13 protein-coding genes and 4 pseudogenes are annotated in these 15,233 nt (G+C 36.5%); 11 read left to right on the forward strand and 6 right to left on the reverse strand.

The features are described from left to right. Positions 1 to 14: 14 nt before the first annotated feature. From HMPREF9124_RS02015 to HMPREF9124_RS02045, 7 genes and pseudogenes are all read left to right on the forward strand, one after another. Positions 15 to 1,766, forward strand: a complete 1,752-nt coding sequence (locus HMPREF9124_RS02015) for an ABC transporter ATP-binding protein (protein WP_009429880.1) — start codon at positions 15 to 17, stop codon at positions 1,764 to 1,766. Next, complete coding sequence (locus tag HMPREF9124_RS02020) at positions 1,767 to 3,491, forward strand: ABC transporter ATP-binding protein (RefSeq protein WP_009429246.1); 1,725 nt, start codon at positions 1,767 to 1,769, stop codon at positions 3,489 to 3,491. Between the two features lie 8 nt (positions 3,492 to 3,499). Beyond that, positions 3,500 to 5,008 carry an ABC transporter ATP-binding protein gene (locus tag HMPREF9124_RS02025; protein WP_036597571.1) on the forward strand — a complete coding sequence of 503 codons (1,509 nt, stop codon included), beginning with the start codon at positions 3,500 to 3,502 and terminating at the stop codon, positions 5,006 to 5,008. Next, positions 5,005 to 5,706, forward strand: coding sequence for an energy-coupling factor transporter transmembrane component T family protein (locus HMPREF9124_RS02030; RefSeq protein WP_009428607.1), 702 nt, complete (start codon positions 5,005 to 5,007; stop codon positions 5,704 to 5,706). Before HMPREF9124_RS02025 ends, HMPREF9124_RS02030 begins: the two co-directional genes overlap by 4 nt. 17 nt (positions 5,707 to 5,723) lie before the next feature. Next, positions 5,724 to 5,927 (forward strand): annotated as a pseudogene (locus HMPREF9124_RS02035) (MptD family putative ECF transporter S component); the annotation flags it as partial. Positions 5,928 to 6,089: 162 nt separating this feature from the next. Then, on the forward strand, positions 6,090 to 6,545 hold the full coding sequence (tnpA, locus tag HMPREF9124_RS02040; protein ID WP_009537449.1) for an IS200/IS605 family transposase: 456 nt from the start codon (positions 6,090 to 6,092) through the stop codon (positions 6,543 to 6,545). A 193-nt stretch (positions 6,546 to 6,738) separates the two neighbouring features. Continuing rightward, positions 6,739 to 7,116 (forward strand): annotated as a pseudogene (locus HMPREF9124_RS02045) (MptD family putative ECF transporter S component); the annotation flags it as partial. A gap of 396 nt (positions 7,117 to 7,512) precedes the next feature. On the opposite strand, the gene HMPREF9124_RS02050 reads toward HMPREF9124_RS02045, so the two are convergent. The 4 genes from HMPREF9124_RS02050 to HMPREF9124_RS02065 are packed head-to-tail and all read right to left on the reverse strand — an operon-like array spanning position 7,513 to position 11,104. Beyond that, on the reverse strand, positions 7,513 to 8,571 hold the full coding sequence (locus tag HMPREF9124_RS02050) for a metal ABC transporter permease (RefSeq protein ID WP_009429025.1): 1,059 nt from the start codon (positions 8,569 to 8,571) through the stop codon (positions 7,513 to 7,515). Next, on the reverse strand, positions 8,555 to 9,442 hold the full coding sequence (locus HMPREF9124_RS02055) for a metal ABC transporter permease (protein ID WP_009427652.1): 888 nt from the start codon (positions 9,440 to 9,442) through the stop codon (positions 8,555 to 8,557). Before HMPREF9124_RS02055 ends, HMPREF9124_RS02050 begins: the two co-directional genes overlap by 17 nt. After that, entirely contained in the window at positions 9,435 to 10,151 is a 717-nt protein-coding gene (locus HMPREF9124_RS02060; RefSeq protein ID WP_009428760.1) for a metal ABC transporter ATP-binding protein, read from the reverse strand. The genes HMPREF9124_RS02055 and HMPREF9124_RS02060 overlap by 8 nt, the downstream gene beginning before the upstream one ends. A 14-nt stretch (positions 10,152 to 10,165) precedes the next feature. Beyond that, positions 10,166 to 11,104, reverse strand: coding sequence for a metal ABC transporter solute-binding protein, Zn/Mn family (locus HMPREF9124_RS02065; RefSeq protein ID WP_009429272.1), 939 nt, complete (start codon positions 11,102 to 11,104; stop codon positions 10,166 to 10,168). Positions 11,105 to 11,364: 260 nt separating this feature from the next. Here HMPREF9124_RS02065 and HMPREF9124_RS02070 point away from each other — a divergent pair. Next, positions 11,365 to 11,944 (forward strand): annotated as a pseudogene (locus HMPREF9124_RS02070) (MptD family putative ECF transporter S component). A 201-nt stretch (positions 11,945 to 12,145) separates the two neighbouring features. Here HMPREF9124_RS02070 and HMPREF9124_RS02075 read toward each other — a convergent pair. Then, positions 12,146 to 12,340: an IS110 family transposase gene (locus HMPREF9124_RS02075; RefSeq protein ID WP_009537528.1), complete on the reverse strand. Its 195-nt coding sequence runs from the start codon at positions 12,338 to 12,340 to the stop codon at positions 12,146 to 12,148. 273 nt (positions 12,341 to 12,613) lie between these two features. On the opposite strand from HMPREF9124_RS02075, the gene HMPREF9124_RS02080 reads away from it, so the two are divergent. Genes HMPREF9124_RS02080 through HMPREF9124_RS02090 form a run of 3 tightly spaced genes read left to right on the forward strand, consistent with a single transcriptional unit; the run spans position 12,614 to position 14,860 of the window. Beyond that, positions 12,614 to 13,543, forward strand: a complete 930-nt coding sequence (locus HMPREF9124_RS02080) for a CobW family GTP-binding protein (RefSeq protein ID WP_009429764.1) — start codon at positions 12,614 to 12,616, stop codon at positions 13,541 to 13,543. A gap of 32 nt (positions 13,544 to 13,575) precedes the next feature. Beyond that, complete coding sequence (locus HMPREF9124_RS02085) at positions 13,576 to 13,806, forward strand: thioredoxin family protein (protein ID WP_009429732.1); 231 nt, start codon at positions 13,576 to 13,578, stop codon at positions 13,804 to 13,806. A 13-nt stretch (positions 13,807 to 13,819) separates the two neighbouring features. Then, a complete protein-coding gene (locus HMPREF9124_RS02090; protein ID WP_036597575.1) occupies positions 13,820 to 14,860 on the forward strand; it encodes a S66 family peptidase in 1,041 nt (346 codons plus the stop codon). A 64-nt stretch (positions 14,861 to 14,924) separates the two neighbouring features. On the opposite strand, the pseudogene HMPREF9124_RS02095 reads toward HMPREF9124_RS02090, so the two are convergent. Next, positions 14,925 to 15,128, reverse strand: a pseudogene (locus HMPREF9124_RS02095) (helix-turn-helix domain-containing protein); the annotation flags it as partial. Positions 15,129 to 15,233 lie beyond the last annotated feature (105 nt).

A 15,233-nucleotide genomic window follows, 5' to 3' on the forward strand; every position in this document is an offset into this window, starting at 1 on the left:
AGGGGGGTGTTTTCTTGAAAAGTAACAATAAAAATGTCATTTCAGAGTTGCTTAAATACGCTGATGGCGAGAAAAAACAATTATACAAATCAATTTTGTTAGCGACCATAGGGGAACTGTTTGGAATGATTCCTTTTTTAGCAATAGCAAAATTGATAGAAAAAATATATCAAGCGGAAGTGTCATTTAGAACCGTATTGTATTTAACACTTATTGCTTTGTTCGGACAAGTTTTAAAAGGAATTTTTACATTATACTCAACAATAACCTCACACAAAGCAACATTTCATATTTTAAAAAATATACGAAGTTTAGTAGCTGAAAAAATGCTAAGAGTACCTATGGGTGTAATGATAGATACTCCTATAGGTAAATTTAAAAATTTAATCGTAGATATAGTGTCGAAGCTGGAAGATTCCATGGCTCATTTTATGCCGGAGATAACATCAAGTATAGTATCTCCTGTTTTATTTTTAGTTTTGATTTTTGCTTTGGACTATAGGATGGGGTTGGCTTCGTTACTTACAATTCCTTTAGGAATGCTTGGATATATAGGCATGATGAAAGACTATGAATTTAGAAGCAAAACTTATACTACAGCACAAAATAATATGAATAGTACTTTGGTTGAGTATATCAATGGAATTGAAGTTATAAAAGCTTTTAATCACAGTGCTTCTTCTTACGAGAAATTCACGAACGCGATTAACTTTTTTCATGATAGTACACTTGCTTGGTGGAAACAAAGTTGGTTATGGTCAGCATTTGTTCAAGCAGTTATGCCGTCAACACTTTTAGGGACTTTGCCTGTTGGTGCATATCTATATATGAATTCAAAAATATCGCTATCAAGCTTTATTGTGTGCATTATACTGCCTATTGGTTTTATTGCACATTTAATGAAAATAGGAAAGTATTCTGAACAATTCAGCATGGTTAAGGCAAGTTTAGACGTAATAGAGGAATTTCTTTCGAAAGAGGAACTTAAAAGGCCAAAAGAGAAGGTAATCTTTGATGACACTCTTTATCGTTTTGAAAATGTTTCATTTGCATATGATAAGGAACTTGTGCTAAAAAATATCAACTTTGAATTAAAACCAAACACAGTAACCGCATTGGTAGGAAGTTCCGGTTCTGGAAAATCTACAATAGCAAAGCTTATGGCTGGTTTTTGGGATCCGTCCAATGGAAGTATCTATTATGGTGGAAAGAAAATACCCGAAATTCCATTTGAACAGCTAACAAATGAGATAAGCTATGTTGCTCAAGACAATTTCTTGTTTAATACAAGTATAAAAGAAAATATAAAAATGGGAAAACCAACAGCAAGTGATGATGAGGTTATTGAGGCGGCTAAAGCTGCATCTTGCCATGACTTTATTATGGAACTTGAAAATGGATATAACACAAAAGTTGGCGATGCAGGAGGTTCTTTGTCCGGTGGAGAAAGGCAAAGAATTACGATTGCAAGAGCAATGTTAAAACAATCTAAGGTAATAATTTTAGATGAAGCAACTGCATTTGCAGATCCAGAAAATGAATATCTCATTCAAAGTGCAATCAACAATCTCATTAAAGGAAAGACCTTGATAGTGGTTGCTCACAGGCTCTCTACTATTACAAATGCTGATACAATCCTTGTTATGAAAGATGGGAAAATTGTAGAGAATGGAACTCATAAAGACCTTGTAAAAAAAGATGGAGTATATGCTTCCATGTGGGAAAATTATGTGGGTGGACTAGATAACGAAAAGGAGGCACTGTAAATGATTAGCATTGTAAAACGAATATTAAAAATATCAGGAAAGTATCAAAAAAGTGTAATCCTTGGTCTTATATTTAGTGGATTAAAATCGTTCTTCGTTTCTTTGATGTTGTTGGCGGTTTTACTGATTATGATTAATCTTGAACAGCTGAATATAACTATTATTATGCAGGCGACAGCGATTGTAGTTGTGAGTATATTTGGCAGATTTATTTTTCAATATCTTTGTGATAGAAAATTAAGTGCAGCAGGTTATGAAATTTTTAAGGATAAGAGGATTGAAATAGGGGAAAAACTGAAAAAAGCTCCAATGGGGTATTTTTCAGAAAAAAACTTAGGAACAATCCAAGCGGTTCTAACAACAACTATTTCCGACTTAGAGGGTATGGCGATGCTTGCGATGAACTTTATTGTCGGAGGTTTTTTTCATGCCTTTAGTATGACGACCATGTTATTGATCTTTTGTTTTCCGGTAGGGATGGTATCTTTAATTGCAATCATCTTTGGTATGGGCGTTCTTAAATTAATCGCAAAGAAAACCGAAAAATATTCTCCTATCATGCAAGACTCACAAGAAATGCTTGTTACTGGTGCAATTGAGTATATTAGAGGAATTTCAGTACTTCGTTCTTTTGAAAAAGGAACTGATGGAAAAAATAAAGTTGAAAAAGCGTTTATGAGTAAATGTAAAGTTGATATTGAGGTTACTGAGGGTTCAGCTTATTTAATGAAACTATATGAAATGATTTTTAAAGTTGCGAGCTGTGTATTGGTGTTTGTTGCAGTAATTCTATATATGAAATCTCTGATTCCACTTTCATATACTCTTATGTTTATAGTATCTGCTTTTCTAATTTTTATGGAATTGGAGTTGGTTGATGATGGAGCATTTTTAAGCAGAATGCTCGCTACACAACTTAATCGATTGGACTATGTTTCAGATATACCTTCGCTTGATGAGGGCGGAAAAGAAATTGACTTGAATTCCTATGACATTGAATTGAAAGATGTTTGTTTTGGATATGGGGAAAGAGAGATTTTGAAGAATATAAATTTGCAGATAAAGTCGAATAGCAGTTTGGCTATTGTCGGTGCTTCAGGTTCCGGAAAGACAACTCTTTGTAATATTATAGCAAGATTTTGGGATGTTAATAAAGGTGAAGTATTTATTGGAGGACATAATGTTAAGGACTTTACCTCTGAAAGCCTATTACAAAATATCAGCATGGTATTTCAGAAGGTTTATTTATTTAATGACACGATTGAAAATAATATAAAATTTGGAAAGCCAAACGCAACACATGATGAGGTGGTTGAGGCTTGTAAGAAAGCTTGTTGCCACGATTTTATTACAAGTCTTAGTGAGGGGTATGACACTGTTGTTGGTGAGGGCGGTTCAACACTATCAGGAGGAGAAAAGCAAAGAATATCTATTGCAAGGGCAATTTTGAAAGATGCTCCAATCATCATTCTTGATGAAGCAACTTCAAGTGTAGATCCTGAAAACGAGCATATGCTAATCAGTGCAATTAAGGAGTTAACAAAAAATAAAACTCTCATTAGCATTGCACATAGATTATCTACGGTAAGAGGAGCAGATCAAATTATTGTTATTGATAAAGGGGAAATTGTACAACAAGGGAATCATAAGGAACTAATTAGTCAAGATGGAGTATATAAACATTTCATCGAAATTAGAAAAAAATCTATTGGTTGGCAAATATAGGTGATGAAATGGGAGATATAGTTATTGAGTTTGATAATGTAAGTTTCAGTTATGGGACACAAACAGAAAGAAGTATTAGTAATATAAATTTCAAAGTTAAAGAAGGAGAATTTGTTTTGCTTACTGGTCAATCTGGTTCAGGGAAAACAACTATTACAAGATTGATAAACGGCTTAATTCCACATTTCTTTGAAGGGGTTTTAACTGGAACTGTGAAAGTGTTAGGAAGTGATATAAAAACTATTACTCCCGGAGAAATGGGGAAAAATATTGCTTCTATATTTCAAAATCCACGAAGTCAATTTTTTACAACGAATAGTACCAAGGAAGTGGCATTTGCTCTTGAAAATTATGGAATAGATAGAGATGAAATGATAGATAGAGTGAATTGTGCATTTCACGATTTTGAAGCTGAAAATCTTATGGACAGGGATATGTTTTCTTTATCTAGTGGTGAAAAACAGAAGATAGCGATTATAGCTGCAAAAACTTTGAATCCCAAGATTTATGTTTTTGACGAGCCATCTGCAAATTTAGATATTCATTCAATTATTAAATTGAAAAAAATTATGGAGTGGTTAAAGAAACAGGGACATACAGTAATTGTTTCAGAGCATAGATTGTTCTACTTAAAAAATTTAGTAGATAAATGCTTAATAATGAAAGATGGAAAAATTGATAGAGAATTAAAGAAAAATGATATTGATAACTTGAATGATTCAGATATTAGAGCGTATAAACTTCGAACATTTAAGTTAAGTAATATTAAATATGAACTAAAGGATAATCTTATTGTTAACAAGCAAAATGCAGATTTTAAAGTGGAAAATTTATCTTTTTCCTATGATGTCAATCATTCTGTTTTGAGTAATTGTAATTTAGAAGGGAATTTTGGTGAAACAGTAGCTATAGTTGGACACAATGGAAACGGCAAAACGACATTAGGTAAAATAATGTCAGGATTACTAAAAGCAAGAAGTGGACAATTTTTTATTGAAGGTAAATTGACAAAGCAAAAGAACTTATATAAAAGTGTATATTTTGTAATGCAAGATGCAGATTATCAATTGTACTCCGATTCTGTTGTTTCTGAGTTAATGCTCAGTTCTATGAATAGTATTAAGCAAAATGATGAAAAAATAGAAAATGCGATAACTTTATTGAATATTTCATCATTCAGAAATAGACATCCGCAAAGCTTATCAGGAGGGCAAAAGCAGCGAGTTACTATTGCAGCTGCAATAGCTTCAAATAAAAAAATTCTGATTTTTGATGAGCCAACCAGTGGACTTGATTATGAAAATATGAAAGTCGTATCGGAAGCAATGAATACTCTTCGTAAAAAAGGAATACTGATTTTTGTTATTTCTCATGATTTAGAATTTTTAAGTAGAGTAGCAACTAAAGCAGTTTTTATAGAGAATAATACTGTTAGCAAAAGGATCAATTTAAAGAAAAGTGATGAGTTTGAAACAATAAAAAGATTTTTACTGCAGAGTGAGGGATATGAAGAATGAGCAAATCTTGTAAACAAAATGGAATAAGATATGATCCAAGAATTAAGTTGTTACAAGTTTTAATTATAGGGGTTTTAGTATTTACTTTGACTGGTAAAAAGTATGAAGTTCTACTTTTTTTGTCAGTATTTGCATATGGAATGATAAGCGGCATATACAAAACTTGTTTTAAATTTTTAGCTTTATATATAGTGTTGTTTATGGTAGCGGAAATAAGTCCATTATTTATTTCAACTACAATACACTATTTTTTCCTATGTTTTATAACATTGACACTCGCAACTATAAATATGATTAGAACAAGTGAAATATCTGAAGTATTAGCTTCCTTGCAAAATATGAAAATTCCATATTATATAAACATTCCACTAGCTGTTATATTAAGATTTTTTCCTACTCTAAAGCAGGATATTACTTGTATAAAGCAGGGAATTAAGACTAGAGGGATTGATATTTCTTTCCTTGGATTTTTAAAACATCCTTTTAAAGTTTATGAAATGATGTTGATTCCTATGTTAATGCGAATGTTATGTACTGCAACTGAGTTGTCGGCATCTGTTGAGACACGAGGACTTGGAGTTTCGTGTAAAAAAACTAGTTATACAGAAGTCAAATTTCGTATGCTTGATATGTTATTGCTAGTAATAATGATGGTATTTTATCTAGCTATCATCATTATGAAAATAAAAAATATTTAAAAACAAGGAGAATAAATATGGAAGAAAAGAAGAAATTTCAAATTAAAGATTTAATTATTACAGCACTAATGGTGTTATGCTCACAGGTTTTATATAGAGTGTTATCTTTTCTGTTCATATCGCCATACACAATGTTATTAGCAGTTCCGATATGGTCAATTATTGGAGCAATTGCCTATTTCTTAGTACCGGTAAAAACAAAAAATCCATGGATGATTTTATTTAATGGACTTTAGCCAGTATCAGAGCTGACATTTGAAAAATGTTAGCTCTGATACAAAAAACCACCCGCTATGCGGGTGGGAAACACTTGTTATACAAAAATCACCTTTCCTAATACAATAAAGTTGTTCAAGCTATATTGCAGAAAAGGAAGGTGATTTATGGCGAAGAAAGAATATGCATTGGCACATACCAAATGGATGTGTAAATATCATATTGTCTTCACACCGAAGTATAGGCGAAAAATAATATATTATCAATACAAGGCGGATATACGGGATATAATAGCGCAGTTGTGTAGATATAAAGGTGTAGAGATAATAGAGGGACATTTAATGCCTGATCATATACATATTTTGGTTAGTATTCCACCTAAGATTAGTATCTCATCATTTATGGGCTATTTAAAGGGAAAGAGTGCGTTAATGATATTTGATAAACACGCAAACCTTAAATATAAGTTTGGGAACAGGCATTTCTGGGCCGAAGGCTATTATGTCAGTACAGTTGGACTAAATGAAGCCACAATAAAAAAGTATATACAAGATCAAGAAAAACATGATATAGCCATGGATAAACTTAGTGTTAAAGAATATGAAGACCCTTTTAAGGGTTAAAGTGAAGTAGTAACCATACCCCTTTATGGGGTAGCGACGAGTCAAAAGCAATAAGGCTTGAATGGGGCTGTGGGAAGTAGGCGAAAGCAAACTTACCATAGCCAAAAAATGAAAGCCAGCGCCTTTAGACGCTGGCCCAGTAACAGGGGCTTATAGCCCCCGAGCAAACCACCCGTTTGACGGGTGGTTATGATTATTTTGTGTACTTACAAGCATTATAGGTTTTTATCCACCATATATCATTAGTTGCATATTTGCCGGGATTATAGCTATGTTAATTGCAAGAATAAAAGGGGTTGGCAATTATAAAGGATTAACAATTGGATATATGATATTTTGTGTTCTTGCCGGCTTTGGTGGAATGTATGTACCATTTCTTTTTTATGCAGATCAAACACTTAAATCTTATGAAAAAATGTTTGGGAGCAAATATTTAGGTACATTAACTAAAATTGTTTCTCCTATGACTACAGTAATGATGCTTATTTTAATAGCTATTTGCGGATTGATTGGAGCAGTAATTTCCAAGAAATTATTGAAGAAGCATTTTGAAAAAGCAGGAATGATTTAATCAATCTTTGTTTGTGAGGGGAAAAAATGGATTAAATAATGGAGGTAATTGCTATGTATTATTTAGGGTCTGTTATTCATATAGAAAAAAACAATAGACCTTTTTGATACTGGTAATTACCATAAAAAATCAAATTTAAAATATAAGGAAAGAGCAAGTTTCTTTCATTTTAGAGGACGATAGTATAAATTATCGGGTTGGTTAGAAAAATCCATCTCTAAACTATCGGGTTGGTGACTATGAAAGCCAGCGCCTTTAGACGCTGGCCAGTAGCAGGGGCTTATAGCCCCGAGCAAACCACCCGTTTGACGGGTGGTAGTGATTCCCCAATCTCCACAAACTTCTCCCTGCCTCTCTCAGTCAGAGCATAAATATTCTTATCTATATCTATTCTTATTAACCCTTTTTTATAAGTCTTTCTGCTATTTTATCAACCTCAGCCTGTTTCCACTTAAGATGGTCTCTGATTGAACCTAAGCCGAGCTCCTCTCTTTCCTCTCTTTTGCCTGAATGATTACCTATATGGGTAAGGAAAAGTTCGGGCTTTAACTCACTCTTTCTCTTAAGCCTTATAAATATAGCAGTAATCAGCCCCTCTCCATTAAATAAAAAGGTAAGTAAAAATGTAACTCCTGCGGCAGCAGCTGTCATTCCCGACATAGATACATTCATAATGAGGGAAAGCACATATCCTATACTGGAATTAATAACTGCATAGCCTACCGATATAGCTATCATCACCTTCAAATCTTTGCTTACAAGATAGGCTGCCGCCCCCGGAGTAATCAAAAACGAAACTACCAAAATAGCCCCAACCGCATCAAAGGCTGTAACTGCTGTAAACGATGAAAGAGTCATCAGTGCATAAAATAAAGCTCCCGAAGAAAACCCTGCAAGCTTTGCAAACCCTCTGTCAAATGTAGTTACCTTAAGTTCCTTAAAGAAAATGATGACAAAGAGTAAGTTTACCACAAGCAATATTCCCATCTGCACAAATGCCTTGGGCAGGTCGATTTCCATAAATTCTATCCTGTTTAACGGAGCAACGATGACCTCTCCTATCAGCACTACGTCTGTATCCAGATGTACATTCCTTGCAAATTTCGTAATCAGAACTACTGCAAGGGCAAAAAACATCGGGAAGACTATCCCAACCGCATCATCATTTTTAACAAGTCCTGTCCCCGAAAGGAATTCTACCGCAAATACTGTAATCACGCCAAATATCGCCGCTCCCACTATTAAAAATGGAGAGCCCACATCCTTTACTATGAAAAATGCAATAACTATGCCCAGTAAAACAGAATGTGAAATGGCATCTGAAACCATTGAAAGCTTCCTTAAGACCAAAAACGGGCTTAACACCGCACAGGCTGCGGCTGTTGTAAGAAGTACAAAGTAAGACTCGTAGGATATGGCAAAATAAGATAATAATGACTCAATCATTTCCTCCATGCCTCCTCATCCTAAGGTTCTTTATCATCCCATGCGGCCCTATTACAAGAGAAATGATTGCAAAGCTTCCCATTATGAGTATTATGGTTGCACCTGTGCTCATTCCGTTAAAAGCCGTTGAAATATATGTTCCGATAAGTGCTGATACTCCGCCAACCACACCCGCTATTATAAGTACCCTGCTAAATTTATTACTCCATTGAAGGGCAGTGATGGCAGGGATTATAAGCAGTGATGATATGAGGATTGCACCAACAAGCTTAAGCCCTGCGGCTATTATTCCCATTGTCATTACAAGAATTATCCCATACAGCAAAACTGTTCTTATTCCTATGGTCTTTGCATATATTTCGTCAAATAAAAACAGCTTGATTTCTTTATAAAATAAAACAAGTAAAACCAAAGTAGGAACACCAATATACACTATGAGCTTCACATCATCTTTCATAATGTATGCAGCCTGTCCAAAGATATAGCTTGAAAGCCCCGACTGAGCAGCATCCTTATAATTGCTGTTACCCTGAATATAGCTTTTTAGCACCATTCCCACTCCAAAAAATGACGATAAAACTACCGCAAGTATCGCATCTAATTTAAGCTTTGAATTCTCCTTTATGACTTGAATGAGCATAAAGGCTGTAGCGCCGGAGGCTACTGCTCCCATCGTTAAGAGCACAGGCTCCCTCTGCATAAAAAGCATAAAAGACAGGATTATCCCCGGAAATGCCGCATGTCCTATGGCATCTCCTATCAGCGACTGTCCCTTAAGTACTGTAATACAGCCCACAGCCCCTGCTATGGCTGCAAGCAAAAAAGTCCCGCTGCCAACTATGATAAATGAATAGCTTGTAAGTATGTCAAGATTAAGCATTTTTCATCATCGCCTTTTCTAAGTTTTCATTTGTAAACGCCTCACTCACCCTGCCCGCGGCTACTACCTTTTTGTTGATAATTACGACATGGTCAAAATATTCCCTTATGGTGGCGAGGTCATGGTGGACTATTACGGCTGTTTTCCCCTTTTTCCGCTCTTCTTTTATGAAATCTATGATTACCTTCTCCGTAACCTTATCTATGCCCGCAAGCGGCTCATCCATAAAATAAATCTCAGCCTCCTGCGCTATCAGCCTTGCTATAAACACCCTCTGTCTCTGTCCTCCTGAAAGCTTGGATATCTGCCTATTCTTAAACTCATACATACCTATCCTTTTAAGAGCCGCCTCAGCCTTTTTCCTATCCTCCAGCCCGGGATGCCTAAACCAACCTAGATGTACATATCTGCCCATAAGCACCACATCCATAACGGTGGTCGGAAAGTCCCAATTTACCTCAGAAGTCTGCGGAATATAGGCTATTTTCTTCTGGACTTTTTTAATGGGCTCTCCCATAATAAGAATCTCACCTGCAAGCTTATTTTGAAGTCCCAATATCCCCTTTATCAAGGTGGACTTACCAGCACCGTTTGGTCCTATAACGGCTGTAACCGAGCCTGCCATTATATCAATGTCACAATCCTTTAGCACAGGCTTGTCGTGGTAGGCTATGGTCAAATCCTCCACCTTTACTATCACTTTTTCCATGCCCACCACTCCTTTTATTTTAAATTCTTGGTAATCAGTTTAACATTATGCTTATACATATCTATGTATGTATCGCCGCTTTGTCCCTTCGGTGCAAGCGAGTCGGAAAACAGCTCATTTCCCTCGCCACTTACAACCTTTACATCAAAGCCCTTCGCCCTGCAAGCCTCTTTTAACTTCTCCATCCTTGCAGGATCTGTGGTAGATTCTGCAAATATAGCTTTGACCTTGTGCTCCACTATGAAGTCCACAGTTTTGTCTATATCCTTATTTGCTACTTCTGAATCTGTACTGACACCCTGAGGAGCCACAACTTCAATACTGTATCTCCTTGAAAAATAATTAAAGGCATCGTGTGGCGTAATCAGGTACCGTCCGCCTTCAGGAATCTCTGCAAGTGATTTTTTATTTTCTTCATCAAGAGCTGACAGCTTTTCTAAGTAAGCTTTTGTATTTTTATCTATTTCATCTTTTTTCTCAGGTAAAAGTTCAGAAAGCTTTGCACCTGCATTCTCGGTGGCTTCTTTGTAAAGATCTATATCAAACCAAAAATGCGGATCTACTATTACCGCCCCATCTTCCTCCATCTTGCCTATTTTGTCCTCAGGAAATGTGGATGCTACCGCATATCCCTTCTTTTCAAGCACCTCCTGCATCTTCCCCTCAAAGTGCAGTCCATGAAAAAGCAGCAAATCAGCCTCTGCTATCTTCTTTAAGTCCTCAGGCTTTGCTACATATAGGTGAGGATCCTCTCCCGCAGGGATAATCAGCTCTTTATCCACCATGTCACCTGCAAGCTGATTTACCATGTCGTACAGAAATGAAGTTGTTACTGTTACCTTCTTTTTAGGCTGAGGATTAGCATTACTTACAGCTTCCTTAGTACTACCCATATTCCCACAGCCTGTTAAAAGCAATACTCCAAGTAGTAAAAATAATATTGTTTTTCTCAATTTTCTATTCTCCTTTTTAGAATTAATGTAAGCTTAAAGTAGTTAGCCTTAACTAACTTATTCTTAGCATATTCTTACAGGCATTTTATGTCAAGTAGATTTTTCAGTACCGGGTTTTCTCCCTACATATCCACCTGCTTCATAATCCTCTACTACAGCTTAAAAATAATCTCAACCTTTTAAGATATCATCCGATATACTTATTATAACCCATAATATGCAGTTATATTTTATGTACATTCTTACAGGAGGGAATTATTTTGGAAGAAAAAAAGAAATTTCAAATTAAAGATTTAATTATTACAGCACTAATGGTGTTATGCTCACAGGTTTTATATAGAGTGTTATCTTTTCTGTTCATATCGCCATACACAATGCTATTAGTAGTTCCGATATGGTCAATTATTGGAGCAATTGCCTATTTCTTAGTACCGGTAAAACAAAAATCCATGGATGATTTTATTATTTTGTGTACTTACAAGCATTATAGGTTTTTATCCACCATATATCATTAGTTGTATATTTGCCGGGATTATAGCTATGTTGATTGCAAGAACAAAAGGGGTTGGCAATTATAAAGGATTAACAATTGGATATATGATATTTTGTGTTCTCGCCGGCTTTGGTGGAATGTATGTACCATTTCTTTTTTATGCAGATCAAACACTTAAATCTTATGAAAAAATGTTTGGGAGCGAATATTTAGGTACATTAACTAAAATTGTTTCTCCTATGACTACAGCAATAATGCTTATTGTAATAGCCATTTGCGGATTGATTGGAGCAGTAATTTCTAAGAAACTATTGAAGAAACATTTTGAAAAAGCAGGGATTATTTAGAATTTTTTATAGATGAAATTGGAGGAGACCAACTATGAAAAATCAATCCTAAATTAGCAAAAAATTCCTTTTTCTATCGATGTGATATACAGACCTCTTAGTGGAGGTTGAATTCCAAGTCGTTTGTCATCATTTTCCAGATGACTCTGACGAGCTTACCGGGACTGGAGAAACGGTGAATATTACCTATTTCACCGAGTATCATTTCGCCGTTGATTCAAGACCGATGATGATGCTGTCGGGCTCTGTGTTAAGCGAAATGAGCTTCGAGACCAGTATTTGAAAGCCACCAGCGTCATTTGTAAATTTGAACAGCTCAATGAGTACTTCACCGTCAGATGAGATTGCTGAGGCGAAATGGTTAAGTTTGGCAATATCAACGCCAACATAGATCATGAGGTTGTACCTCCCTTCCTAAAGTCTGATGCCGTGATATCCACCAATCTGTATCATCGTAGACTTGCGTGAGATAAGTACTCGAGGGTAAAATCCTATGGCATATCCAACTAATAAACAATTCAGATACAGCTAGCGGCAATACACTCCTTCGAGTAGTCAAAGCTACAGAATAAAATCAAAAGTACACAGTATCTGAATGTATTGAACCACGATATTAAAAAGAAAGGAAAGTGGTGTTTTTGCTTTTGAAAACATCATACAAGATCATTTATGGAAAAGAAAAAATTATATGTTTTAACAGGCTTTTTGGGAGCGGGAAAAACCAGTCTTTTGCTACATATACTGGAAGAATTCTCCGATAAAAAGCTTGCTGTCATTCAAAACGAATTTGGGAAAACGGGAATTGACGGCAGTATTCTGGAAAAGAAGGAACTCACCATCAAGGAAATCAACAGAGGATCCATTTTTTGCTCCTGCCTGCAACTTTCCTTTGTGGAGGCTTTGGCAGAGATGAGCAAGGGAGATATGGAATACCTTTTTGTGGAAAGCTCCGGTCTTGCCGATCCTTCGAATATTCGGGACATTTTAAAGAGCGTAGAAGTTCTGGCCGGGGACGTCTATGATTTTCAGGGCGTAATCTGCCTGATTGACGGCGTGCATTTTCCAAAGCAGGTAAAGGATACGGAAACGGTAGACAGGCAATTAAAGCATTGTGATGTGGCAATTGTAAACAAGATGGATTTGATTTCCGAGGAACAATATAAGAAAGTACTTTCTTTGATTCGGGAAGTGAATCCCCATTGCCTGATTTTACACTGTGAAAATGGAAGAGCAGATCTTAGCTTTATTCGAGAGGGCTTTGAAAAGGGAAGCTGGGTGGATTCGGAAGAAAGCTTAAACACAGTGGACAATAAGCCGAAAACCATTTCTCTGGTCTGTACGGAAAATGTTTCCAAAGAGCGTTTTCATCAATTTTTACAGGAAGTTCTCCCGGACTGTTATCGGATTAAAGGTTTTTTCCTTTTGGACAATTGCTGGATGCAGGTGGATGTGGTGGAAGAACTAATCGACTATAAGCCATGCCCTGAGAAGGAGATTTCCGAGCTGGTATTTTTGTCAAAGGTTGGACCGAAGGTGATTCGGAGCATTGATGAGGCTTGGAAAAAGACGATGAATAGCCCCATGAAATTAAAGAATTAAAAAGTGGAAAAGTGTTTTGGTGAGGGATGAATATGGAAATCAAGGTTATCGGTGCAGGCTGTAAAGAATGTGATACGCTATATCAAAATGTAGCAGAGGCGGTAAAAGAGCTGGGGAAGGATGCTAAAATCGAAAAAGTAGAGGAGTTAATCGAGATTGTAAAGCTTGGGGTACTCAGTGTTCCTTCCCTCATGATTGATGGAAAACTGGTCGTAAGCGGACGGGTTCCCGGAGTTGAAGAGTTAAAAAAGCTATTGTCTTAAAGGAAGGAGAAGCGTGGTGCAAAAGGTAAAAACTGTAGCCATTGTCAGTCTCTCCAGCGGTGTTCTGGGAGAAGACTTTGTGCAGCATGAAGTAAAAATAGGCCTGGAACGTCTACGCCGTTTTGGGTTGGAAGTGAAATTTATGGAAAATGCTTTAAAAGGCTTAGACTATCTAAAAGAGCATCCGGAGAAGAGGGCAGAGGATTTCTTACAGGCTTTTTCCGACGATTCAATAGATATGATTTTATGTGCCATAGGGGGAGTGGATACTTATCGCCTACTTCCCTATCTTTTTGAAGAGGGGCAATTGGAAAAGGTCGTAAAACAAAAGATTTTCCTTGGCTTTTCCGATACCACGATGAATCACTTGATGCTTCATAAATTGGGGATTAAGAGCTTTTACGGACAGGCTTTTATTCCGGATATTTGCGAATTGGAAGAGGAAATGCTGCCCTACAGCGAAAAATACTTTTTGGAATTGATTCAAAGCGGAAGCATTCGTTCTATTGAGCCGAGTCCGATTTGGTATGAGGAGCGGACGGATTTTGGACCGAAAGCAATAGGAGCAAAACGAGTTAGCCATGAGAATGAAGGCTTTCTACTCTTACAGGGCAGTCCTGTTTTTCAAGGAGAAATCTTAGGAGGCTGTATAGATACCCTCTATGATGTCTTTGACACAACGAGGCACGAGGACTCTGTCAGCTTATGCAAAAAGTATGCACTATTTCCGGATTTGGAAGACTGGAAAGGGAAAATTCTCTTATTGGAAAGCAGTGAGAATCAGCCTAATCCGGAGAAGTATCGGAAAATGCTCAAAGCCTTAAAGAAAAGCGGTATTTTCGAAGTCCTCAGCGGTGTGCTTGTGGGGAAGCCTATGGATGAGCGTTATGCCAAGGAGTATCAGGAAATTCTTCCGGAAGTGATTGGAAATCCCACTCTTCCGATTGTATTCAATCTGAATGTGGGACATGCCACTCCCAGAGCGATTATTCCCTTTGGCATTATGGCGAAGGTGGATATTTTGGCACAAAGAATCAGCTTTTCGAGAGAGTAAGACCGGATTTTAAAGAAAGAGGAAGAAAAGCAACACAAACTTTTCACAAATAAATTAGCACTCACGATATGTTATAGCGTGGCACAAGCTCATAAAAGATTTGCAGACTTGGTTGTTGCCCCTTATTTTCAATATTGGTAAGGTAACGCGGAGAAATATTCATTGCGTCGCTTACATCTTTGTGACTTTCCTTTCTCGCTGTCCGCGCCGCTTTTATCGCTTGCTCGAAAGCTGCGAAGTCATAAAGTGGTACAGGTCTTTTTGCCATAATTATTCACCCTGCTATATTGTATAGTTCCTAACTTTTTCAAGATACGTCTACACAATTCCCACTACTGACTTAAATAATTCATTTTATTTATCCAGTTAAAAG

Source organism: Oribacterium sp. oral taxon 108 str. F0425, assembly GCF_000214455.1.
Lineage (GTDB): Bacteria > Bacillota > Clostridia > Lachnospirales > Lachnospiraceae > Oribacterium > Oribacterium asaccharolyticum.